This is a genomic window from Paracoccus benzoatiresistens (assembly GCF_026913015.1).
Classification (GTDB): domain Bacteria; phylum Pseudomonadota; class Alphaproteobacteria; order Rhodobacterales; family Rhodobacteraceae; genus Paracoccus; species Paracoccus benzoatiresistens.
In genome coordinates this window covers 60303-83540 of sequence record NZ_JAPTYD010000002.1, presented here as the reverse complement: position 1 = coordinate 83540, position 23238 = coordinate 60303, and the positions used below count along the sequence as shown (strand labels likewise).

General features: G+C 66.6%; 19 protein-coding genes. 12 read left to right on the top strand and 7 right to left on the bottom strand.

Translation table 11 applies throughout. The features are described from left to right. Positions 1-16: 16 nt before the first annotated feature. Together OU682_RS02415 and lysM are read right to left on the bottom strand one after the other, a co-directional pair. Entirely contained in the window at positions 17-1900 is a 1884-nt protein-coding gene (locus tag OU682_RS02415) for an acyl-CoA synthetase (RefSeq protein WP_268940471.1), read from the bottom strand. 137 nt (positions 1901-2037) lie between these two features. Continuing rightward, on the bottom strand, positions 2038-2547 hold the full coding sequence (gene lysM, locus OU682_RS02410) for a peptidoglycan-binding protein LysM (protein ID WP_268940470.1): 510 nt from the start codon (positions 2545-2547) through the stop codon (positions 2038-2040). 169 nt (positions 2548-2716) lie between these two features. Between lysM and OU682_RS02405 the strand changes: the two genes are divergently transcribed. Beyond that, positions 2717-3259, top strand: coding sequence for a CAP domain-containing protein (locus OU682_RS02405; RefSeq protein ID WP_268940469.1), 543 nt, complete (start codon positions 2717-2719; stop codon positions 3257-3259). A gap of 13 nt (positions 3260-3272) precedes the next feature. Here OU682_RS02405 and OU682_RS02400 read toward each other — a convergent pair whose 3' ends face one another. Then, on the bottom strand, positions 3273-5069 hold the full coding sequence (locus OU682_RS02400; protein WP_268940468.1) for an ABC transporter transmembrane domain-containing protein: 1797 nt from the start codon (positions 5067-5069) through the stop codon (positions 3273-3275). Positions 5070-5119: 50 nt separating this feature from the next. After that, on the bottom strand, positions 5120-5770 hold the full coding sequence (locus OU682_RS02395; RefSeq protein WP_268940467.1) for a 5'-methylthioadenosine/S-adenosylhomocysteine nucleosidase: 651 nt from the start codon (positions 5768-5770) through the stop codon (positions 5120-5122). Positions 5771-5870: 100 nt separating this feature from the next. Between OU682_RS02395 and zapE the strand changes: the two genes are divergently transcribed. After that, positions 5871-6974, top strand: coding sequence for a cell division protein ZapE (gene zapE, locus OU682_RS02390; RefSeq protein ID WP_268940662.1), 1104 nt, complete (start codon positions 5871-5873; stop codon positions 6972-6974). A 93-nt stretch (positions 6975-7067) separates the two neighbouring features. Here the strand turns inward: zapE and OU682_RS02385 are convergent, their stop codons facing one another. Next, positions 7068-8339, bottom strand: a complete 1272-nt coding sequence (locus OU682_RS02385) for a bifunctional folylpolyglutamate synthase/dihydrofolate synthase (RefSeq protein ID WP_268940466.1) — start codon at positions 8337-8339, stop codon at positions 7068-7070. Between the two features lie 58 nt (positions 8340-8397). Continuing rightward, entirely contained in the window at positions 8398-9318 is a 921-nt protein-coding gene (gene accD / locus OU682_RS02380; protein WP_268940465.1) for an acetyl-CoA carboxylase, carboxyltransferase subunit beta, read from the bottom strand. 91 nt (positions 9319-9409) lie between these two features. Between accD and cls the strand changes: the two genes are divergently transcribed. The 8 genes from cls to OU682_RS02340 all read left to right on the top strand — a co-directional run bounded on the left by cls (position 9410) and on the right by OU682_RS02340 (position 18412). Further along, entirely contained in the window at positions 9410-10837 is a 1428-nt protein-coding gene (cls, locus tag OU682_RS02375) for a cardiolipin synthase (protein ID WP_268940464.1), read from the top strand. A gap of 14 nt (positions 10838-10851) precedes the next feature. After that, the gene (locus tag OU682_RS02370; RefSeq protein WP_268940463.1) at positions 10852-11130 is read left to right on the top strand and encodes a 4a-hydroxytetrahydrobiopterin dehydratase; all 279 of its coding nucleotides are present in this window, start codon (positions 10852-10854) and stop codon (positions 11128-11130) included. A 59-nt stretch (positions 11131-11189) separates the two neighbouring features. Further along, positions 11190-11963 (top strand): DUF6478 family protein, encoded by a 774-nt coding sequence (locus tag OU682_RS02365; RefSeq protein ID WP_268940462.1) that lies wholly within the window; start codon positions 11190-11192, stop codon positions 11961-11963. 9 nt (positions 11964-11972) lie between these two features. Then, the gene (locus OU682_RS02360) at positions 11973-12338 is read left to right on the top strand and encodes a hypothetical protein (RefSeq protein ID WP_268940461.1); all 366 of its coding nucleotides are present in this window, start codon (positions 11973-11975) and stop codon (positions 12336-12338) included. Between the two features lie 91 nt (positions 12339-12429). Continuing rightward, a complete protein-coding gene (gene nspC, locus OU682_RS02355) occupies positions 12430-13530 on the top strand; it encodes a carboxynorspermidine decarboxylase (protein ID WP_268940460.1) in 1101 nt (366 codons plus the stop codon). Positions 13531-13565: 35 nt separating this feature from the next. Further along, complete coding sequence (locus tag OU682_RS02350; protein WP_268940459.1) at positions 13566-14792, top strand: saccharopine dehydrogenase family protein; 1227 nt, start codon at positions 13566-13568, stop codon at positions 14790-14792. Between the two features lie 97 nt (positions 14793-14889). After that, complete coding sequence (locus OU682_RS02345) at positions 14890-16128, top strand: AI-2E family transporter (protein ID WP_268940458.1); 1239 nt, start codon at positions 14890-14892, stop codon at positions 16126-16128. 121 nt (positions 16129-16249) lie between these two features. Next, positions 16250-18412 (top strand): malate synthase G, encoded by a 2163-nt coding sequence (locus tag OU682_RS02340; RefSeq protein ID WP_268940457.1) that lies wholly within the window; start codon positions 16250-16252, stop codon positions 18410-18412. A 67-nt stretch (positions 18413-18479) separates the two neighbouring features. Here OU682_RS02340 and OU682_RS02335 read toward each other — a convergent pair whose 3' ends face one another. Then, on the bottom strand, positions 18480-19799 hold the full coding sequence (locus tag OU682_RS02335; protein WP_268940456.1) for an MFS transporter: 1320 nt from the start codon (positions 19797-19799) through the stop codon (positions 18480-18482). Between the two features lie 225 nt (positions 19800-20024). On the opposite strand from OU682_RS02335, the gene cyoA reads away from it, so the two are divergent. Both cyoA and cyoB read left to right on the top strand, forming a co-directional pair. Continuing rightward, positions 20025-21218 (top strand): ubiquinol oxidase subunit II, encoded by a 1194-nt coding sequence (gene cyoA, locus OU682_RS02330; RefSeq protein ID WP_268940455.1) that lies wholly within the window; start codon positions 20025-20027, stop codon positions 21216-21218. Between the two features lie 12 nt (positions 21219-21230). Continuing rightward, the gene (gene cyoB / locus OU682_RS02325; protein WP_268940454.1) at positions 21231-23237 is read left to right on the top strand and encodes a cytochrome o ubiquinol oxidase subunit I; all 2007 of its coding nucleotides are present in this window, start codon (positions 21231-21233) and stop codon (positions 23235-23237) included. Position 23238: the final 1 nt, after the last annotated feature.

The window sequence follows — 23238 nt, the reverse complement described above, 5'->3', positions numbered from 1 at the left end:
ACAGGTGTTGTAATGTCTATCCCCACTCCCACGGCCGCGTGAACTCGCCCAGCTTGGCTGCCACCGCCGCTTCATCCATCTTGGCGCCGCGCGCGAGTCGCGCCACCAGTCCGCGCTTCTTGTCCTCGACGACCTCGGCCACGCTGGCGCCGGTGCCCTGCAGCGCCGCGTCATAGACGCGCTTGATGGCCAGGCGGCGCAGGTCGGGCTTGAAGATCTTGCCCACGGCGGTCTTGGGCAGCTCGGGCAGGACCTCGATATGCTTGGGGATGGCGGCGCGTTCGCGGATATGGGCCTTGGCATGGGCCCGAAGCTCGGCCTCGGTCACCGAGGCGCCGGAGACCAGTTCGACATAGACGCAGGGCAATTCGCCCGCGAAGCTGTCCGGCTGGCCGATGGCGCCGGCAAACGCCACGGCAGGATGGGACAGCATCGCCTCTTCGATCTCGGCGGGGTCGATGTTGTGGCCGCCGCGGATGATCAGGTCCTTGGCGCGGCCGGTGATCCACAGGTAGCCGTCGGGATCCAGCCGCCCCAGGTCGCCCGTGCGGAGATAGATGCCCTCGGCGAACAGCCTTTGGTTCTTGTCGGCCTCGGTATAGGTCGAGCCCGGGAAGACGCCGGGGCTGGCCACGCAGATCTCGCCCACCTCGTCCACGCCGCATTCGCGCACGTTGCCCGCATCGTCCCAAGCCAGGATCCGCACCTGGGTATAGGGCAGGGGGATGCCCACGGATCCGACCTTCTTCATCCCGCTGACGGGGTTGCAACTGACCAGGCAGGTCGCCTCGGTCAGGCCATAGCCTTCGGCGATCTCGACCCCGGTGGCGGACTTGAAGCGGTTGTAAAGCTCGATCGGCAGGGGGGCCGAACCCGAGATCGCGGTCTTGAGTGAGCTGACATCGGCATTGACCGGCCTCTGCATCAGGGCCGAGATCGCCGTCGGCACGGTGATCAGGAAGGTCGCCTGCCAGCGTTCGACCAGCTTCCAGAAGTTGTCGAAGACTCCCTCGCCCCGGTATCCGGCGGGGGTCGGCATGACGACATGGGCGCCCGATCCGATGCAGGACATCAGCACCGGATAGGCGGCGAAGACGTGGAACATCGGCAGCGGGCACATCAGCACGTCGTCTTCCTGGAACAGCAGCGTGCCCCCAAGCCAGCCGTTGTAGATCATGCCGGAATAGCGGTGCTGCGCCACCTTGGGCGTGCCGGTGGTGCCGCCGGTGTGGAAATAGGCGGCGACCCGGTCCTGCTGCACATCCTCGAAGTCCAGGCGGGTGTGCTTTTCCGCGCTTGTCGCGGCCTCGAAGTTCAGGACCCTGGCCTTGTGGCGGCGTTTCACGCGCGGGCGGATCAGCGGCACGAGATAGCGCTTGAGCCCGCGCAGGTGCCGGTTCAGGTCCACCTCGACCACATGGGTCACGTCGGGAGCATCCGCCACGGCCTCGGCTGCCTTCTGGGCCACGTCGGTCTTCGGAAAGGCGCGCAGCGTCACCAGCACCTTGGCGCGGGTTTCGCGCAGGATGCCCGCGATCTGCTGGGCGTCCAGCAGCGGATTGATCGGGTTGACGATTCCCGCCGTGGCGCCGGCCAGCAGGACGACCGGCGTTTCGATGCTGTTGGGCAGCAGATAGGCCACGGTGTCGGTCGGCCCCACGCCCAGCTTGCGGAACAGGTTCGCGGTTTCGGTGACGCGTTCCAGCAGATCCTGCCAGGTCAGGGTCGTCGCGTGGGTGCCGGGGCCGGACAGAAGCTGGAAGCTGACCGCGGGCCGGTCGGGAAACTTCCCGGCGGTGCGGGCCAGAAAGCCGTAAAGCGTCACCGGAAGATCGCGCGCCTCATAGGGCATCTCCGCTTCCAGCGCATTGCGGTCATCATAGCTGATGAAACGAGTCATCCATCCTCCCTCAGGGACCACCCTCCCGATCCCGTTTGGAAGACAATGGGCTATCGGCGGGAAAGGGGGCAAGGGCCTTGGTGGAACAGGGCCGGCAGGACGCGGCGTCAGGTCGGGCCGGACGCCGCGTCAGGGGGTCATTCCTGCGGAATGCGCAGGGTCTGGCCGGGATAGATCTTGTCGGGATCCATCAGCATCGGGCGGTTCGCCTCGAAGATGGCGTTGTATTTGTTGGCATTGCCCAGATAGGCCTTGGCGATCGCTGACAGCGTCTCGCCCTTCTTGACGGTGTGGAAGACCGGGGCTTTCCCGGCCTCGGGTCCATCTTCGGGCAGGTCAGCCTCGACCTTGGCGATGCCTTCGATATTGCCCACGGCAAGGATCAGCTTTTCCAGCGTCTCGCGATCGGCGCCCTTGCTTTCGACCTTCACGGTATCGCCGCGCAGCGTCAGGTGGACATCGTCCTTGTCCAGGTTCAGCGCCTTCAGTTCGGCCTTCAGCGCCGCGACCTTGCGGGTGGTTTCGGCGTCCTGGGCGGGCTTTGCCGCCGACGCGGCAGGAGCCTGCTTCGGGGCGGCAGGCTCGGCGGCCTCGGCCTTGCCGAAGACCGATTTTCCGGCGTCCTTTACAAAATCCCAGATGGCCATGCATGGGTCCTTTCGGCTGCGTTTCCAGATGATTTGACGAAAAACGCGGGGTCGGGGCAAGCGTTCCATCTGGTGATCGCAGGGCCAGCTCACTACATTGCAACCGTGCATTGTTAATTAATTAATGCTTTCATTCGTAGGATGCACCTGTTTGAAAGGTGAGAACCCTATGACTCAAACCCTAGGACTTTCTGCCGCCGCGCTGCTTTCTGCCCTTCTGGCGGGCTGCGCCCAAACGACACCGGATGTCAGGGTCGGCGGCGATGACCCGCATGACATGCAACTGATGCCAGCGGGCACGGCCACCTGTCTGGCCACCAGCTCCAGCCAGAACAGCCACGGCGCGGCGGCAACGAATGCCATGCGCCGCAATGCCGGCCTGCCGCTCGTGCAGCCCGATCCGGTGCTGGCGCAGGTCGCGGCGCAGCACGCCTGCGACATGGCCAAGCGCGGGCGGATGACGCATCGGGGCAGTTCCACCTCGGGGCCCGGTCCTCGCGTCAAGGCGGCCGGCTATGCGCCGATGGTCACGGCCGAGAATATCGCGGCAGGACCCTTCTCGCAGGAGCGCGTGCTGGCTGAATGGAACGCGTCAAGTGGGCATCTGGCGAACATGCTGATCCCGCAGGTCCGTGATTACGGCATCGGGCAGGCCATCGGGCCGGATGGCAAGACGCGGTTCTGGGCAGCGATCTATGCCGCCCCCCGGTGACCCGTCGTCCTGATCAGGCGGGTTCCGTCAGCACCGGCATGTCGGTGAACTGCATCCGCGCCAGCCGGGCGTAAAGGCCGCCCTCGGCCACCAGGGCGTCGTGCGTGCCCTGAGCCACGATGCGGCCCTTGTCGAAAACGACGATGCGGTCGGCCTTTTTCACCGTGGCCAGGCGGTGGGCGACGACAACGGTGGTGCGGCCTTCGGAAAGGCGGTTCACGGCCGCCTGCACCAGGGATTCGGATTCGGCGTCGAGCGCGCTGGTCGCCTCGTCCAGCAGCAGGACGGGTGCGTCGCGCAGGATGGCGCGGGCAATGGCGATGCGCTGGCGCTGGCCGCCCGACAGCATCACCCCGCGTTCCCCAAGGGGCGTATCATAGCCCTGCGGCAGGGCGGCGATGAAGTCATGTGCATGGGCCGCGCGGGCGGCGGCCTCGACCTCGGCGAGGCTCGCCTCGGGGCGGCCAAGGCGGATGTTGTCCAAGGCTGTTGCGGCAAAGATCACCGGATCCTGCGGGACCAGGGCGATGGCCTGGCGGAAATCGGCGCGCGCCATGTCGCGCAGGTCGATGCCGTCCAGCGTCACCCGTCCCGTGGCCGGATCCCAGAAGCGCTGGATCAGCTGGATCACCGTGGTCTTGCCCGCCCCCGAGGGGCCGACCAGGGCCACCGTCTCGCCCGGCCGGATGGTCAGGCTGACCCCTTCCAGCGCCGACACGTCGGGCCGTGTGGGATAGTGGAACGTCACGTCCTGCAGTTCGATCTGGCCGCGCACGGGCCGGGGCAGGGGCAGGGGCTTGGCAGGATCGGTCAGCACGTCCTCGGCCGCCAGCAATTCGCCCAGGCGTTCGGTGGCCCCCGCCGCGCGCTGCAATTCGCCCCAGATTTCCGAAAGCGCGCCGGTCGAACCCGCGACAAGGATCGCATAGATCACGAACTGCACCAGCTGGCCCGCCGTCATCACGCCCGTGCGAACGTCACGCGCGCCGATCCACAAGACGCCGATCACGCCGGCAAAGATCAGGAAGATCACGATGGCCGTCATCAGCGCCCGGGTGCGGATGCGCGACAGCGCCACGCCGAAGGATCGTTCCGTCACCTCGTCGAAGCGGGCGATGCTGCGCCCTTCATGCGTGTAGGCCTGCACCGTCTGCGCGGCCAGCAGCGTTTCCGACGCCGCGCCGGAAGACGCCGCGATCCAGTCCTGGTTGGCGCGGGACAACCCGCGCAAGCGGCGGCCCAGCACGATGATCGGCACCAGGATCGCGGGCACGATCAGCAGGACCAGCCCCATCAGCTTCAGCGAGGTGAAGGCCAGCATCGCCATGCCCCCCGCCAGGATCAGCATGTTGCGCAGCGCGATAGACAGCGAGGACCCGATCACCGACTGGATCAGCGTGGTGTCGGTGGTGATGCGGGACAGGATTTCCCCGGTCATCACGCGCTCGAAGAAGGCGGGCGACAGGGTGACGACGCGGGCGAAGACTGCCTTGCGGATGTCAGCCACCACGCGTTCGCCCAGCCGGGTGACGAAGAAATACCGCGCAGCGGTGCCAAGGGCCAGCAGGGCCACGATGATCAGGGCCGCGCCGAAATATTCGTCCAGCAGCCCCGCGCCGTCGTCGAAGTTGTCCACCACGCGGCGCGCGGCCAGCGGCAGGATCAGGCTGATGGCGCTGGTCCCGGCCAGGGCCAGCAGCGCCAGCGCGACCTGCACCCGATAGGGCCGGACAAAGGGCCACAACGCGCGAAGGGCGCCCACGCGCCTGCTGGTGGGCCGGTCGGGAAGGATCGTCGTGCCGCGTGCCATGTCTGCCTGTCCGGTAAATGTGCCGCGCCGGGTTTAGGGGCTGACGACCCTCAGGACAAGCGCGCGGGCGCAAGGATCAGACTTCCGTCCGCAAGCTGGTCCGCGATCCGGTCGACGGCCAGTGCCAGCTTCTCGTCGATGATGTGCAGGTATTGCGTCCAGTCCGACAGGTGCTGCAATTCCGCCGCGCCGTCCGAGATGCCGCGCAATCCGATCAGCGGAACCCCGAAATGCTGGGCCGCGCGCAGATGGGCGAAGGTTTCCATGTCCACCATGTCCTCGGCGATCGCGTCATAGCCCGCGCCGCTGACGATGTTTGCGCCGGTGGACAGCGTGGCGGCCGCGATCCCCTCGACCCTGTGGGGCAGGTCGACGCGGACGGGCAGATCCAGCAGGGGGGTGCGCCCCTTCTCGAACCCCAGCGGGGATGCGTCCATGTCGCGATAGGCGACCGCCGTGACCTGATAAACCTCGGCCTGGGTGAGCCGCGCCGAGCCGGCGGACCCCAGCGAGACGATCAGGCGCGGCAGCCGCTCCATCGCCGCCAGCGCGGCGGTCAACTGGACCGCGCCCTCGACCGGGCCGATGCCGGTGATCAGCGGGTCGATCCGGGCGCGCAGGGCGGGGCCGTATTCGGCCTCGGCCGCCATGACGAACAGGACGGGAATGTCGGCGATCAGGCTGGGGATCTTGGGGGGCATGGCTTCGCTTTCGGTTGCCCCGCAGGGGTGGCACGGGGGGCCGCGTGCGGTCAAGCATTGGCCCTTGCGGGCCGCGCGGCATCCGTGGCAGTTGCGGGCCATGGGCAAGGTCAGCGAACTTTATCGGCAGCGCGTGGCGGAAGGGCGGATCCGGCCCGACGCCGCCCAGCAATCGGTCCTTCCGCATCTGGACCGGGTCCTGGAGGACGTCGCCGCAGCCCCGGTTCCCGAAAAGCGGTCGGCCTGGCGGGCCTTCCTGGGGGTCGGCAGCCCGCCGCCGGCCGCGCCTGTGGCCAAGGGGCTTTACCTGTGGGGGGGCGTCGGGCGCGGCAAGTCGATGCTGATGGACCTGCTGGCCGAGGCCGCGACCGTGCCCGTGCGGCGCGTGCATTTCCACGAATTCATGCAGGAGATCCAGGCCGGCCTGAACCGCGCGCGCCAGCGCGGCGACCAGGACACCGTGCGTCCCGTGGCATTGGAGGTCGCGGCCAAGGTCCGGCTGCTGTGCTTCGACGAGATGCAGATCACCGACATCGCCGACGCGATGATCGTGGGGCGGCTGTTCCAGGTCCTGCTGGAGCAGGGGGTGGTGATCGTCACCACCTCGAACCGGGTGCCCGAGGATCTCTACAAGCACGGCCTGAACCGGCAGCTGTTCCTGCCCTTCATCGCCCTGATCCGGCAGCGGCTGGAGGTCCTGTGCCTGGACAGCCGGACCGACCACCGCCAGGGGCGGGTGACGGGCGGCCCCGTCTGGTTCTGCCCCGCGGATGCGCAGGCCAGGGCCGCGATGGACGCGATCTGGTCCGAACTGACCGGCGACGCGCCGGGCAGCCCGCAGCGGATCGAGGTCGGCGGGCGCAGCTTCGATCTGCCTTTGTCTGCGAACGGCGTCGGGCGGTCGGGCTTCTGGGATCTGTGCGGCAAGCCGCTGGGGCCTGCCGATTACCTGGCCTTGTCGCGGGCGGTCGAGGTGCTGATGATCGACGGCATCCCGCGGCTGTCGGCCTCGAACTACAACGAGGCCAAGCGCTTCGTCACCCTGATCGACGCGCTTTACGAGGCCAGGGTGCGCCTGATCGCCAGCGGCGCCGACCAGCCCGAGCAGCTTTACAACGAGGGCGAGGGCAGCTTCGAATTCGAGCGCACCGCCAGCCGGTTGCGGGAAATGCAGGATGCGCAATGGGGGCGGGATCCGGACTGATCCGGCAAGCCAGCCCGTTCAGGCGCGGCGGGATTGCAGAGGTTCGGTTCAGGGGCGCGCGCATTGCTCTTGCGACCTGCGCCTGCGGCCCGGTTACCCGTTCTCGCGCAAGATCCGCCCCGCCAGATACAGCGACCCGCAGATCAGGATCCGTGCCTTGGGATCGCGGCTGACGATCCCCCCGATGGCTGCTGCCGCGTCGGTTGCGGTGGTCGCGGTCATGCCGACGCTGCTGGCCACCCCTGCCGTCGTCTCGGCAGGCAGGGTGTTCGGCTCTCCGGGGATGTCGATGGCGGTCAGCCAGCAGGCATGAGCGGCCAGGGGCCGCAGGTAGCCTGCTATGTCCTTGGTGTTCAGCATCCCGCAGACCAGGTGCGTGGGCCGCGGCGGCAGGGCGGACAGGGTCGCGGCCAAGGCCTCGCCACCAGCAGGATTGTGGCCGCCATCCAGCCATAGTTCCGCCTGCGGGCCCGCCAGATCGACAAGGGGGCCATGCTTCAGGCGCTGCATCCGGGCGGGCCATTCGGCCTGCGTCACCGCCGCCTGGGCCTGGACATCCGTGGCGCCCAGATGGCGCAGCGCGGCAAGGGCGGTCCCCGCGTTCTGGATCTGGTGCGGGCCGATCAGGTTCGGCAGCGGCAGATCCCACAGCCCATGGTCGTCCTGATAGACCATGCCGTCGCGATCGCGCGCGATCATCCAGTGCTGGCCATGGGCGAAGACCGGGGCCGTCAGGCCCGAGGCGCGGGCCTCGATCACGCGCAGCGCCTCGTCCTGTTGCGGGCCGACGATCACCGGCACGCCGCGCTTGATGATGCCGGCCTTTTCGCCGGCGATCAGCGGCAGCGTCTCGCCCAGGTATTGCGTGTGGTCGATGCTGACCGGGGTGATAACGGTCAGGCAGGGGGCGTCGATCACGTTGGTCGCATCCAGCCTGCCGCCAAGGCCGACCTCCAGCAGCGTGTAGTCGGCCGGCGTGCGGGAGAAGGCCAGGAAGGCCGCCGCCGTCGTGATCTCGAAGAAGGTGATCGGCTGGCCGTCATTCGCGGCCTCGCATTCCTCCAGCGCGGCGGCAAGGTCGGCTTCCGCGATCAGCTCGCCCGCCAGCCGGATGCGTTCGTGGAAGCGCGCCAGATGGGGCGAGGTATAGGCATGGACGCGCGCGCCCCCGGCCTGCAGCCCGGCCCGGATCATTGCCTGGGTGCTGCCCTTGCCGTTGGTGCCCGCGATGTGGATCACCGGCGGGACGCGGCGTTCGGGGTGCCCGAGCGCCGCCAGCAGGCGGTGCATCCGGTCCAGCGACAGGTCGATGACCTTGGGGTGCAGGGACATCAGGCGGTCAAGGATGGCGTCGGATTGGCTCATTGCGGCACAAGCCGGGGGCCAGCCCCCGGACCCCGGGATATTTGCGTGAAGAAGAAGCCTATTCGGCCGGTGCGGGTTCGGGCTGGACCGGCTCGGCGACGGGCGCGGGCAGGTCGGCCCGGGTGGGGGCGGGCAGGCCGCCCAGCAGGCGCAGGATCGAGATCAGTTCGTCCCGCATCTGCCTGCGATGCGTCACCCGGTCCAGCATCCCGTGTTCCAGCAGGTATTCGGCGCGCTGGAAGCCTTCGGGCAGCTTTTCACGGATCGTCTGTTCGATTACGCGGGGACCGGCAAAGCAGATCAGGGCGTTCGGCTCGGCGATCTGGATGTCGCCCAGCATGGCATAGCTGGCGGTGACGCCGCCCGTGGTCGGATGGGTCAGCACGACGATATAGGGCAGGCCCGCCTCGCGCAGCATCTCGACCGCGACGGTGGTGCGGGGCATCTGCATCAGCGACAGGATGCCTTCCTGCATCCGTGCCCCGCCGGCGGCGGAAAACAGCACCAGGGGCCGCCTGGTCTTCACCGCCCGCTCGGCGGCGGCGACGATGGCGTTGCCGACATACATGCCCATGGACCCGCCCATGAAGCTGAAATCCTGGGCCGCGGCGACGATGGGGGTGCGGCCGATCTCTCCCTCGGCGACCAGCATCGCCTCTTTCTCTCCGGTGGCCTTTTGCGCGGCCTTCATCCGGTCGGGATATTTCTTCTGGTCGCGGAACTGCAGCGGGTCGGCGATCGGCTCGGGGACCTTCACCTCGACAAAGGCGCCGCCGTCGAACAGCGACTTGAAGCGGTCGCGCGGGCTGATCGCCAGGTGGTGGTCGCAATTCGTGCAGACGTTCAGGTTGTCCGACAGCTCGCGGTGAAACAGCATCGTTCCGCATTCGGGGCATTTGGTCCACAGGTTCTCGGGCACCTCGCGGCGCGAGAACAGCGAATTGATGCGCGGGCGGACGTAGTTGGTGATCCAGTTCATTCGCGGGCGACCCATGCTGTTATCAAGCCCCCGAAATAGGCCGCGACGGGGGGAATTGCAATTGCCGCGCCGGGCGGGAATGATGCGCGGCATGTGGGCCTCTTTCTTCGTCATGCTTCATACGACGGTCACGCTGGCCCTGATCGCGCGCGTCCTGATCCGGCCGCGGCTGGACCCCTCGGTCCGACTGGCCTGGATCATGGTGATCGAGGCGCTGCCCCTGGTCGGCATCCTGGCCTATTTTCTGTTCGGAGAGGTCCGCATGAACCAGGCCGAGGTCCAGCGCATGGCCGATGTGCGCGACCGCCTGACCGGACTGCGCATCCCGAACCCCGCCGTGATCGCGGAACCGCCGAATTACGCGCAGCCCGTGGTCGCGGCCAATGCGGCCGTTGGCGGCATGTCGGCCGTGTCGGGCAACCGCATCCGCCTGCTTGAGGAAAGCGACGAGGCCATGGACCGCCTGATCGACGCCATCGACCGGGCCGTCGATCACGTCCATATCCTGTTCTACATCTGGTTGCCCGATCATTCCGGCCAGAAGGTGGCCGATGCCGTGGCCCGCGCGGCGCAGCGCGGCGTCGAATGCCGGGTCATCGTCGATGCCCTGGGATCGCGCGGGCTGGTGCGGTCGGCGCTGTGGACCCTGATGCAGGAGGCGGGGGCCGAATGCGTCACGGCCTTTCCCTGGGGCCTGCCCTTCATCAGCGTGCTGTTCCGGCGGCTGGATCTGCGCAATCACCGCAAGATCCTGGTGGTGGACAACCGCATCGCCTTTTCGGGCAGCCGCAACTGCGCCGACATGGCCTTCGCCATCAAGCCGCGCTTCGCCCCCTGGGTCGATATCGTGATGTCGGCCGAGGGCCCGATCGTGCGGCAGTTCCAGTCGGTCTTCCTGGGCGACTGGATGAGCTATACTGGCAAGGACCTGGGCGACATGCTGCAGCCCGTGGGCCCCGTGGCCGATCCGGGCGAGGTCGCGCAGGTCATTCCCAGCGGGCCGGACCGGCGGCAGGGCTCGATTTCCGACTGCCTGGCGGGGATGCTGCACGCGGCGCGCGACCGGGTGGTGATCACCACGCCCTATTACGTGCCCGACGTGGCGCTGGACGGCGCCGTCTGCGCCGCCGCCCGCCGGGGGGTCGAGGTGACGATGATCCTGCCCGCCCGCAACGATTCCATTGTCGTCAGCGCGACCAGCCAGGGGTTCTATTACGGCCTGCTGTCGGCGGGCGCGCGGATCCTGCTGTTCGAGGGCGGCTTGCTGCACTCCAAGATCATGACGGTGGACGGGCGCATGGGCATGGTTGGCAGCGCCAACCTTGACCGCCGCAGCTTCGAGCTGAACTACGAGGTCAACATGGCCGTCTTCGACCGCGAATTCGTGGCCGAACTGGACGCGCGGCAGGAAAGCTATGCCGAGCGCGCACGAGAGATCACCCTGCATGAGGTCCGGGCCTGGGGTGTCCTGCGCAGGCTGCGCAACAACCTGCTGGCGCTGGCCTCGCCGCTGTTGTGAGGAAGGGAGCCGACATGGAGGAAAGGGAGATTGCGGCGCGGCTTGCGGAACTGGACGGCTGGCAGTTGTCGCCGGACGGCAAGGCCATCGCGCGGCGGTTCGAATTCAAGGGATTTGCCAAGGCGGTCGAGATGGCGAATCTGGCGGCCTGGCTGGGGAACAAGCGGAACCACCATCCCGATGTGCGGTTCGGATGGGGTTACTGCGAGGTGGCCTTCACCACCCATGACGCGGGCGGGCTGACCGAGGCAGATTTCGTCTCGGCCGCCCGGTTGAACGAATTGGTTGCGTGATGCTTGCTCGCCTCAGGGTTGTGGTCTATCCCGGATAGGGGAAGGGCAAGGGGTCCTGAATGGTCAAGCAGTTGCTGCACATCCTGGGGCTGGGTCGGGATCATGTGGACTGGGCGCTTCTGGCGGACAGGCAGGACCGCAGGCCCCGTCCCGTCGATCCCGAACTGCGGGACCGGGCGCGGGTCCTGCATCGCCAACTGTCGCGGTTCCTGCAGGCTTCGGACCCGTGGATGCTGCGCAAGGACGGGCTGTCCGACGATGACCTTCCCCCCGGCACGGACTGGCATTGGCGCCCGCGCCTGCTGCGGGGCGGGATCAGCCCGCAGGCCGTCGTCGCGCCAGACAGCGGCCAACGCCTGGGCGAGGACGCGGCCCTGTGGCACGATTGCCGGCACGCCGCGCTGATCCTGCGCCAGCTGGCCCGTCCGAAGCCGGGGCAGGGCGCAAGCTATGCGATGCAGATCGAGGTTCTGGGCTTTTCCGGCAGCTTCCTGTCCCTTGCGCTGGACCTGCCGCAGGATGCGCTGGAAGGCCTGGGTGCCGACCGGATCCTGCAGCTTGACACGGTGATGGATGCGGAATGCCCGATCACCATCTATGCGCGCCTCAACCTGGTGCAGGGGCCGAATACCGAAACCATGCTGCGCCAGCTTGGCCATCCGGTCGAAGGGCAGGGCGCGGTGCGGCGGGCCGAATTCGACCTGGCCTATGCCGGCCTGGCCAACCGCTCCATCGAGAAGGCCTGGCTGGACCTGATCTTCGAGCAGCCGCAGATGAACGCGGTCAGCATCAACGACGCGGTGGTGTCGCACCGTCCGCGCGCCCAGACCTGAGGAGGGGCGATGAAGTTCGAAAGCCACGGTGTTTCGGCCGGCTGCTGGCACGGCGCCTTGCAGGCGGACAGCCCGCCCGCCCGCCTGTCCGTGGTCCATCGCGGCCAGGTCGTGGCCGAGGCCGCCTTGCGCGATGCAGGTCCCGGCATCTGGTCGGTCGCGGCCGATCTTCCGGCCATGGTCATCGACGGCGGGGTGCACAGCCTGCTGCTGGTGGCGGGCGACCCCGAAAGCCCCGCTTCGCAGGTCCTGGGCAACCTGGTCCTGATTGCGGGCGCGGTCGCAAGCGGCGACCTGCTGGCCGAGGTCGCGCAGCTTCGCGCCGAACTGGATCTGCTGAAACGCGAATTCCGCCGCTTCGCCTCGGGTATCTGACCCGCTGTCATCCGCCTGTCGCGCTTTCTTGCGAAAAGCCTTGCCCGTGGCTATATCGGCGCTTTCGCTTCAAGCCCCCCAAAGGTTTCGCATGGCCGGACTGCAGACGCCCTTCTACCTGATCGACAAAGCCGCCCTGCGCCGCAACATGGAAAAGGTGGCGCAACTGCGCGAGGCATCGGGCGCCAAGGCCCTGCTGGCGCTGAAATGCTTTGCCACCTGGTCGGTCTTCGACTTCATGCGCGACTACATGGACGGCACCACCTCGTCCTCGCTGTTCGAGCTGCGGCTGGGGCACGAGGAATTCGGCAAGGAAACCCACGCCTATTCCGTTGCCTGGGCCGATCACGAGATCGACGAGGCGGTGTCCTATGCCGACAAGATCATCTTCAACAGCCTGTCGCAGCTGGACCGCTTTGCCGACAAGGCCCGTGGCGTCACCACCGGATTGCGGCTGAACCCGCGCTTTTCGACCAGCGGCTTCGACCTGGCCGACCCGGCCCGCCCCTTCAGCCGCCTGGGCGAATGGGACCTGTCGCGCCTCGAGGCGGCGATGGACCGGATCAGCGGGGTGATGATCCACTACAATTGCGAAAACCGCGACTTCGACCTGTTCGACCAGCAACTGACCCGCATCGAGGCCGAGTTCGGCGAGGTCCTGAAGCGTCTGGACTGGGTCAGCCTGGGCGGCGGCATCCATTTCACGGGCGAGGGCTATCCGCTGGACCGGCTGGCCGACCGGCTGAAGTCCTTCCAGGACCGTTTCGGCGTCCAGGCCTATCTGGAACCGGGCGAGGCCAGCATCACCCGCACCACCTCGCTGGAGGTGAGCGTGCTGGACATCATCGACAACGGCAAGAAGGTCGCCATCGTGGACAGCAGCATCGAGGCCCATATGCTGGACCTGCTGATCTATCGCGAAACGGCCAAGCTGCCGCAGGACGGCGACCACGAATACCAGATCGCGGGCAAGACCTGCCTTGCGGGCGACATCTTCGGCGACGGGCGCTTCCCCCGGCCCCTGCAGGTCGGCGACCGGGTCAGCATCGCGGATGCCGCGGGCTATACCATGGTCAAGAAGAACTGGTTCAACGGCGTCGCCATGCCCGCCATCGCCATCCGGGAAGACGACGGGACCATTCGCACCGTCCGCGACTTCCCTTATGAAGACTACAAGTCCAGCCTTTCGTAAGGCACCCTCTCTGCAACCCCGGAAAGGATCCGTAATTGGCCAAGAAGAATGTCCTCATCATCGGCGCGGGTGGCGTCGCGCAGGTCGTGGCGCACAAGGTGGCGCAACAGGCTGCGGAATTCGGCGATTTGCACATCGCCAACCGCACCCAGGCACGGGCTGACGCGATCATCCAGACCCTGCGCGACAAGGGCCACCAGATGCCCTTCACCAGCCATGCGCTGGACGCGATGGATGCGGGCGCGGTCGAAGCGCTGATCCGCCAAGTGGACGCGGGCATCGTGATCAACGTGGGCACGGCCTTCATCAACATGACCGTGCTGGAAGGCTGCATCCGCGCGGGCGCCGCCTATATCGACACGGCCATCCACGAGGATCCGACCAAGATCTGCGAAACGCCGCCCTGGTACGGCAACTACGAATGGAAGCGGCGCGAGGATGTGGCGGCCGCGGGGATCACCGCGATCCTGGGCGCGGGCTTCGATCCGGGCGTGGTCAACGCCTATGCCCGCTTGGCCGAGGACGAGTACTTCGACAAGATCGACAGCATCGACATCGTGGACATCAATGCCGGTTCCCACGGCCGCTGGTTCGCCACGAACTTCGACCCCGAGATCAACTTCCGCGAATTCACCGGCGTGGTCTATTCCTGGCAGGGCGGCGAGTGGCGGACCAACAAGATGTTCGAGGTGGGCCGCGAATGGGACCTGCCCGTCGTCGGCAAGCGCAAGGCGTATCTGTCGGGCCATGACGAGGTCCACAGCCTGTCCGCCCGCTACAAGGACGCCGACGTGCGCTTCTGGATGGGCTTCGGCGACCACTACATCAACGTCTTCACGGTGCTGAAGAACCTGGGCCTGCTGTCCGAACAGCCGGTCAGGACCGCCGAGGGGCAGGAGGTCGTGCCCTTGAAGGTGGTCAAGGCGGTGCTGCCCGACCCGGCCAGCCTTGCGCCCGATTACGAGGGCAAGACCTGCATCGGCGACCTGGTCAAGGGCAGCTTGAACGGCAAGCCCGGCGAGGTCTTCATCTACAACGTCGCCGACCACAAGGAAGCCTTCAACGAAGTCGGCAGCCAGGGCATCAGCTACACGGCGGGCGTGCCTCCGGTCGCGGCGGCGATCCTGGTCGCGCGCGGGGTTTGGGACGTGAAGAAGATGGTCAATGTCGAGGAGCTTCCCGCCCGTCCCTTCCTGGAACTGCTGGGCGATCTGGGCCTGCCGACCCGCGTGATCGACGCGACGGGCGACCACCCGATCTGATCCGGCCCTGCCGGATGGCATCTGGCGGCGATCCGGAACGTCCGGGTCGCCGTTTGCGTTCGGGCCGTGGCATTGACGCAAGAGGGGCGCAAGGGCCGTGGCCGCCAAGCAGTTCAGCTTTCCACGTTTCAGATCCGAAGGCAGCGGTGCCAGCGGGCGGGCCGCCAACTGGGCCGTCATCGGCATCTTCCTGATCCTGGCCTTTGCGGCCATCGCCGCCGGGCGCGATTTCCTGATGCCGGTGACGCTGGCGGGACTGCTGTTCTTTGTCTTCACGCCGCTGCGCCGCCTGGCCCGGCGAAGCGGCATTCCCGACGCCCTGACCGCCGCGATCGTGACCCTGGGCCTGGTGGTTGCCGTTGCCCTGATCGCCTTTGCCGCCAGCGGTCCGATCCACCAGGCGGCCAACAACCTGCCCACCATCAGCGTGAAGCTTGAACAGAAGCTCCACGAGGTGCGCCAGTCGATCCAGCAGTTCCAGGAGGCCGCCGAAAAGATCGAGGAGGTGCAGGAGGGCGGTCCCGACGGCGCCGCGGCGCCCCCCATCAAGGTCGAGGAAGCAGGTGACAGCCCCCTGGAATCGCTGATCAGGTTCACGCCCGCCATTGCCGGGCAGGTGATCTTCACGCTGTTCCTGTTGTTCTTCATGCTGGCCTCGGGCGATCTTCTGTATCTCAAGATCGTGCAAAGCTTCGATTTGCTCAGCGACAAGCGAAGCGCCTATCTGGCCCTGCGCCAGATCGAGGATTCGCTGGGCAATTACCTGGGCGCGATCACCATCATCAACGCGGGACTTGGCCTGGCCATCGGGCTGGCGATGTTCGCCTGGGGGATGCCGGGTGCGCTGCTGTTCGGCCTGGGCGCCTTTGTGCTGAACTACATCCCCTATCTGGGCGCGATCACCGGGATCATCCTGTCCGGGGTGGTGGCCCTGGTCATCATGCCGGGCCTGTTCTGGCCGATGATGGTCGCGGGCACCTATATGCTGCTGACCGCCCTGGAGGGGCAGGTCATCACCCCCTATTTCGTGTCGCGCCGATTGCAGATGAACACCGTTGTCGTGTTCCTGGCCGTCGCGCTCTGGGCCTGGCTGTGGTCGGTGATCGGCATGATCATCGCCGTGCCGGTGCTGGTCGTGCTGCGGGTGCTGGCCGATTATGTGCCCGGCTGGGAAAAGTTCGGCAACTTCCTGGCCGGAGAGGACCCCCCCGCCATCGAGGACGAGGACGAGGAGGAAGCCCGCGAGATCGTCGAGGCCGGGGACGAGGCCCAGGACGAAGGGGCTGCCCGACAGGCGACGGCGACGGTGGGGACTTCGGAAAAGGTCAAGACATGACACCTTTTCCAGAAGGCAGAAAAATTTTTCACGTCTCCTTGGAAAGACGCGGCCCGTGACGTAAGGGTGGCGAAAGTGCGCAACGGTATACCGTTGCCTGGTCAGCACAAGGAGCAGCACGATGACCCAGACCCGTTACACCCAGAGGCATGGCCTTGACGTGGCCGAGGAACTGGCGGCCTTCGTTGAAGGCAGCGTCCTGCCCGGCACCGGGGTCGATGCGGACCGCTTCTGGTCGGGCTACGCCGAACTGCTGGCCGAATTCGCGACCGAGAACCGCGCCCTGCTGGAACGGCGGGCCGAATTGCAGGCCCGGATCGACGCCTGGCACAAGGCGCGCGGCAACCAGCCCTGGGACGTGGCCGCCTATCGCGCCTTCTTGTCCGAGATCGGCTATCTTGTCCCCGAACCCGCGCCCTTTGCCATCGATAACGGCCGGATCGACCCTGAAATTGCCCGGATTGCCGGGCCTCAGCTGGTCGTGCCGGTCAGCAACGCCCGCTTTGCGCTGAATGCCGCGAATGCCCGCTGGGGGTCGCTTTACGACGCGCTCTATGGATCCGACGTGATGGGGCCGCCCCCTTCCGGCGGCGGCATCGACCCGGCGCGCCGCGACGCCGTGGTGGCGCGCGCCGCGCAGTTCCTGGATGAAACCTTCCCCCTAACCGCCGGCAGCCATGCCGATGTCTCGGGCTATCGCGCCGATGCCGAGGGGCTGACGGCCACCATCGAAGGGTCCGAGGTGACGCTGCGCGATCCCTCCGCCTTTGTCGGCCGCCGCGTCGAGGGCGGGGATACGGCCCTGGTCCTGCGCCACAACGGGCTGCATGTCGAACTGGTCATCAACCCCGACCACCCGATCGGCGCGGCCTCGCCGTCGGGCCTGCGCGACGTGGTCCTGGAGGCCGCGCTGACGGCCATCCAGGATTGCGAGGACAGCGTCGCGGCCGTGGATGCCGAGGACAAGGTCGGCGTTTATGCCAACTGGCTGGGCCTGATGAAGGGCGATCTGGCGGACACCTTCGAGAAGAACGGCAGGGCCATGACCCGCCGCCTGGCCGCCGACCGGAACATCACGAGCCCCGAGGGCAGCACCATCACCCTGCCGGGCCGCGCGCTGCTGCTGGTGCGCAACGTCGGCCTGCTGATGACCACCGATGCCGTCCGCCTGAACGGGCAGGACACGCCCGAGGGGCTGATGGACGCGATGGTTACGGTTGCCTGCGCGATCCACGACCTGAAGAAGACCGAAGGCCCCCGCAACAGCCGCGTGGGCGCGATCTATGTCGTGAAGCCCAAGATGCATGGTCCCGACGAAGCCGCCTTCGCCGACCGGACCTTCGCCCGCGTCGAACAGATCCTGGGCCTGCCCGCCAACACCGTCAAGCTGGGCCTGATGGACGAGGAACGCCGCACCAGCGCCAACCTTGCCGCGACCATCCATGCGCTGCGCAACCGGGTGTTCTTCATCAATACCGGCTTCCTGGATCGCACCGGGGACGAGATCCACACCTCCATGCAGGCGGGCGCCTTTGCCGGGCGCGATGCGACGCGCAAGTCCGGCTGGCTGAAGGCCTACGAGGACCGCAACGTGCTGATCGGCCTGGCCGCGGGGCTGCGCGGCAAGGCGCAGATCGGCAAGGGCATGTGGGCCAAGCCCGATGCGCTGGCGGAAATGCTGCAGGCCAAGATCGCGCACCCGCAATCCGGCGCGAATACCGCATGGGTGCCCAGCCCCACGGCGGCGACGCTCCACGCGCTGCATTACCACATGGTCGATGTCGCCGCGCGCCAGGACGAACTGGAAGGCAAGCCGGTCCCCGACCTGGACGGGCTGCTGACCCCGGCGCTGATGGGCGCCACGCCCTTGCCGCAGGACGAGATCCTGCGAGAGGTGGACAACAGCGCGCAGGGGATCCTGGGCTATGTGGTCCGCTGGGTGGACCAGGGGGTCGGCTGCTCCAAGGTGCCCGACATCGACGACGTGCCGATGATGGAGGATCGCGCCACCTGCCGCATCAGCGCGCAACTGCTGGCGAACTGGCTGGATCGGCGCCTGATCACCCGCGACCAGGTCGAGGACGCCCTGCGCCGCATGGCGCTGAAGGTGGACGAACAGAACGCGGGCGATCCGAACTACACCCCGATGGCCCCGGGCTTCGATGGCCCGGCCTTCGAGGCTGCCCGCGATCTGGTCCTGACCGGCACCACGCAGCCCTCGGGCTATACCGAACCCGTGCTGCACGCCCGGCGCAGAGAGGCCAAGGCGCTGCGGCGCGCGTGAGGCAAGGCAAAGGAAAAAGCCGCCGGTGCCTTCGCACCGGCGGCTTTTTCGTGTTGGCGGGGTGTTTTTATCCCTGCTTCTGGAACTCGAACTGCCGCACGAACCACAGCGCGATCGCCGTCGCAACCGCCCCCGACAGCAGATACAGCCCGGCCGCGAACAGGCCCAGCGTCGTGGACAGGAACAGCGCGGTCAGCGGGGCCAGCCCCGCGCCGAACAGCCAGCCAAGGGCCGAGGCGAAGGCCGAATCGGTGTACCGGTTACGGCTGTTGAACATGGACGCGACCGCGCCCGACGACAGGCCGAAGCTGATGCCCAGGATCAGGAAGCCCACGATCATGTAGGTGGACACGCCGGTCTTGCCGCCCTGCAGCAGCAGGGGCGCCAGAAGGCTGAAGGCGCCGATGGCAAGCGCCCCCCACAGCAGCACGCGCCGCCGTCCGAACCAGTCCGACAGGTATCCGGACAGCAGGACCGAACCCAGCCCGAAAGCCGCGCTGACCGCCGTCAGGTTCAGGAAGAAGGTCAGGGTTTCATCGGTATAGAGATAAACCCACGACAGCGGGAACACCGTCACCATGTGGAACATCGCGAAGCTGGCCAGCGGCACGAACGAGGCAAGCCAGATGGCGCGCCAGTCGGAGCGGAAGGCTGCCCGGATGCGGGTGGGCTGCAGCTCGCGCGACTTGAACGCTTCCTCGAACTCGGGCGAGGCGACGATGCGCAGGCGGGCGAACAGCGCCACCACGTTGACCGAGAAGGCGACAAAGAACGGATAGCGCCAGCCCCAGTCCAGGAAGTCCTGTTCGGACAGGTTCGACACCAGATAGGAAAACAGCATGGCCGCGACGATCAGCCCGATGGGCGCGCCAAGCTGCGGCACCATCGCATAGAAGCCGCGCTTTTCCTTGGGCGCGCTCAGCGCCAGCAAGGATGCAAGCCCGTCCCAGCTGCCGCCGATGGCCAGACCCTGGCCGATGCGCAGGGCCGCCATGATGATGATCGCCCATTCGCCCAGCACGGCATAAGAAGGCACCAAGCCCATGGCCACGGTCGAGGTTCCCAGCAGGAACAGCGCCAGCGTCAGCTTGGCCACGCGGCCATGCTTGCGGTCGATGCGCATGAAGATCGCGGTGCCTACGGGACGCGCGACAAAGGCCAGCAGCACCAGCAGGAAGGACAGAAGCGTGCCCTGCAGCGGGTCCACGAAGGGAAACAAGCGCGCCGGGAAGACGATGACCGAGGCGATGGCAAAGACGAAGAAGTCGAAGAATTCCGACGTGCGCCCGATCACCACGCCGACTGCGATGTCCGAAGGCGAGACATGGATATCGTCGGCATCCTTGCCGGGGCTGCGACGGACTGGGGTTTCGGCAGATGTCACCATTGCGTGAACCACTCCGGTTAGGGCAGAAGATAGGAAGGGCAGAAAGGCGACCCCTTGGGGATTCGCGTGTTTCCGGCAGGAATGGACCATTCCACGCCGAATGGACACGCGACAAATTGTCGTCTGTCGGGGCGCGGCCGAGAGGGCTATCTGCGCCACATTCTCAACGGCGCTGTCGTCTGAACTTCTGGGCGTTCCGTCCTGCCAGCGGGGTTATCACCGGACATGACATATCTTCGCAAACGTCTTTTGTGGCTTCTGCCATTCCTGGCCCTGCCGGGGTGCAAACCCGTCGTGCTGTCGCCGTCGGGCGACATCGCCGCGCGGCAGGCGGACCTGCTGGTGCAATCGACGCTGCTGATGCTGATCATCATCATCCCGGTCATGGCCCTGACCGTATGGTTCGCCTGGCGCTACCGCGCGAACAACAGCAAGGCCAGCTATGACCCCGACTGGGATCACTCGACCAAGCTGGAACTGGTGATCTGGGCGATCCCGCTTCTGATCATCGTCTCGCTTGGCGCGCTGACCTGGGTCGGCACGCATCTGTTGGATCCCTATCGGCCCCTGGACCGCATCAGCGCCGAGAAACCGATCGAGGCCGCCGAGCCCCTGCAGGTGCAGGTGGTGGCGATGGACTGGAAATGGCTGTTCATCTATCCCGAACAGGGTGTGGCGACCGTGAACCAGATGGCCGTGCCGGTGGACCGCCCGGTCGAATTCACGCTGACCTCCACCTCGGTGATGAACGCGTTCTACATCCCGGCGATGGCGGGCATGATCTATGCCATGCCGGGGATGCAGACCACGCTGCACGGCGTCTTCAACCATCCCGGCGAATACCAGGGGCTTGCCTCGCATTACTCGGGGGCCGGCTTCTCGGGGATGCGCTTCAAGGCGGTGGCGCTTGACGATGCCGGTTTCGACGACTGGATCGCGCAGGCCGCGGCCGGCGGCGAGACGCTGGACCGTGGCCGCTACCTGGAACTGGAAAAGCCCAGCGAGAACGTCGCGCCCATGACCTTCGCCGAGGTCGATCCCCAGTTGTTCAGCCGGGTCGTGAACATGTGCGTCGAGGAAAACCGCATGTGCATGGCCGAGATGATGGCCTATGACGCGCAGGGCGGGCTTGGCCTGCCGGGCATCGCCAACGTGGCGGCCCTGGCCGATGACGACGCCCCCGGCACCGCGCGCCCGGTCCTGGGCCTGCCGCCCTTCCAGGTCAGCGGCATCTGCAGCGTCGAGGAACTGAACCAGATGCTTGCCGCTTCCGCGCCCTCGGGGGTGGAAGAACCCCGCGACCTGTCGCCCATGCGCGGTCGGGGCCTTGCAGCGCCGCAGGGCTTCTTCAGCCCGCACCTGAACCCCAACCGCCTGACCCAATCCCTGCCGCAGGACGGCGCGGAACAGAATTTGTAAGCGGATCCGACGATGGCTATTCCCTCCGAAATTCCGACCACCTTCCTGCTGGGCCGCCTGGACTGGCATGCAATCCCCCAGGACCCGATCGTCTGGGCCACCGGCGTTGTCGTCGCCATCGGCGGCGCCGGCCTGTTGTGGATACTGCACAAGTACCGGCTGTGGTCCTACCTGTGGAACGAATGGTTCACCTCGGTCGATCACAAGAAGATCGGCATCATGTATATCGTGCTGGCACTGATCATGTTCGTGCGCGGCTTTGCCGATGCCATCATGATGCGGCTTCAGCAGGCCATCGCCTTCAACGGGTCCGAGGGCTATCTGAACGCCCACCACTACGACCAGATCTTCTCGGCCCACGGGGTCATCATGATCTTCTTCGTGGCGATGCCCTTCGTCACGGGCCTGATGAACTATGTCGTGCCCTTGCAGATCGGCGCGCGGGACGTGTCCTTCCCGTTCCTGAACAACTTCAGCTTCTGGATGACGGTCGGCGGCGCCGTGCTGACCATGATGTCGCTGTTCGTGGGCGAGTTCGCGCAGACCGGCTGGCTGGCCTTCCCGCCGCTGTCGGGCCTGGGCTACAGCCCCTATGTGGGCGTGGATTACTACATCTGGGGCCTTCAGGTCGCGGGGGTGGGGACCACGCTGTCGGGCATCAACCTTCTGGTGACGATCATCAAGATGCGCGCGCCCGGCATGACCATGATGCGGATGCCGATCTTCACCTGGACCTCGCTGTGCACGAACATCCTGATCGTGGCCTCGTTCCCGGTCCTGACCGCGACCCTGGTCCTGCTGACGCTTGACCGCTATGTCGGCACCAACTTCTTCACCAACGATCTTGGCGGCAACGCCATGATGTATGTGAACCTGATCTGGATCTGGGGCCACCCCGAGGTCTACATCCTGATCCTGCCGCTGTTCGGCGTCTATTCCGAGGTCGTGGCGACCTTCACCGGCAAGCGGCTGTTCGGCTATACCTCGATGGTCTATGCGACCGTCTGCATCACCATCCTGTCCTATCTGGTCTGGCTGCACCACTTCTTCACGATGGGCTCGGGCGCCTCGGTGAACTCGTTCTTCGGGATCACCACCATGATCATCTCGGTGCCCACGGGCGCCAAGATCTTCAACTGGCTGTTCACCATGTATCGCAGCCGCATCCGGTTCGAACTGCCGATGATGTGGACGGTGGCCTTCATGCTGACCTTCGTGATCGGCGGCATGACGGGCGTGCTGCTGGCCGTGCCGCCCGCCGACTTCGTGCTGCACAACTCGCTGTTCCTGATCGCGCATTTCCACAACGTCATCATCGGCGGCGTGCTGTTCGGCCTGTTCGCGGCGGTCTATTACTGGTGGCCCAAGGCCTTCGGCTTCCGGCTGGACCCGTGGTGGGGCAAGGTCAGCTTCTGGTTCTGGGTCGTCGGCTTCTGGGTCGCCTTCGCGCCGCTCTATGTGCTGGGCCTGATGGGCGTGACGCGGCGGATGCGGGTCTTCGACGATCCCAGCCTGCAGATCTGGTTCATCATCGCGGCCTTCGGCGCCGTCCTGATCGCCATCGGCATCGCCGCGATGTTCATCCAGTTCGGCGTGTCGATCATGCGCCGCGACCAGTTGCGCGACGAGACCGGCGATCCCTGGAACGGTCGCACGCTGGAATGGGCGACCTCCTCGCCGCCCCCGGCCTACAACTTCGCCTTCACGCCGGTGAGCCACGGCCTGGATACCTGGTGGGACATGAAGCGCTTTGGCCAGACCCGGCCGCGCGCGGCCTATGTGCCGATCCACATGCCGAAGAACACCGGGGCAGGGGTGATCATCGCCGGTTTCGCGACGGTCTGCGGCTTTGCGCTGGTCTGGTACATCTGGTGGCTGGCCGCCCTGTCCTTCGCGGGTGTGGTGATCGCCTCGATTCTCCATACCTTCAACTATGCCCGCGACTACCACATCCCGGCCGCCGAGGTCCGCGCGACCGAGGAGGCCCGCGACCGCCAGCTGGCAAGCGCAGGAGCCTGAT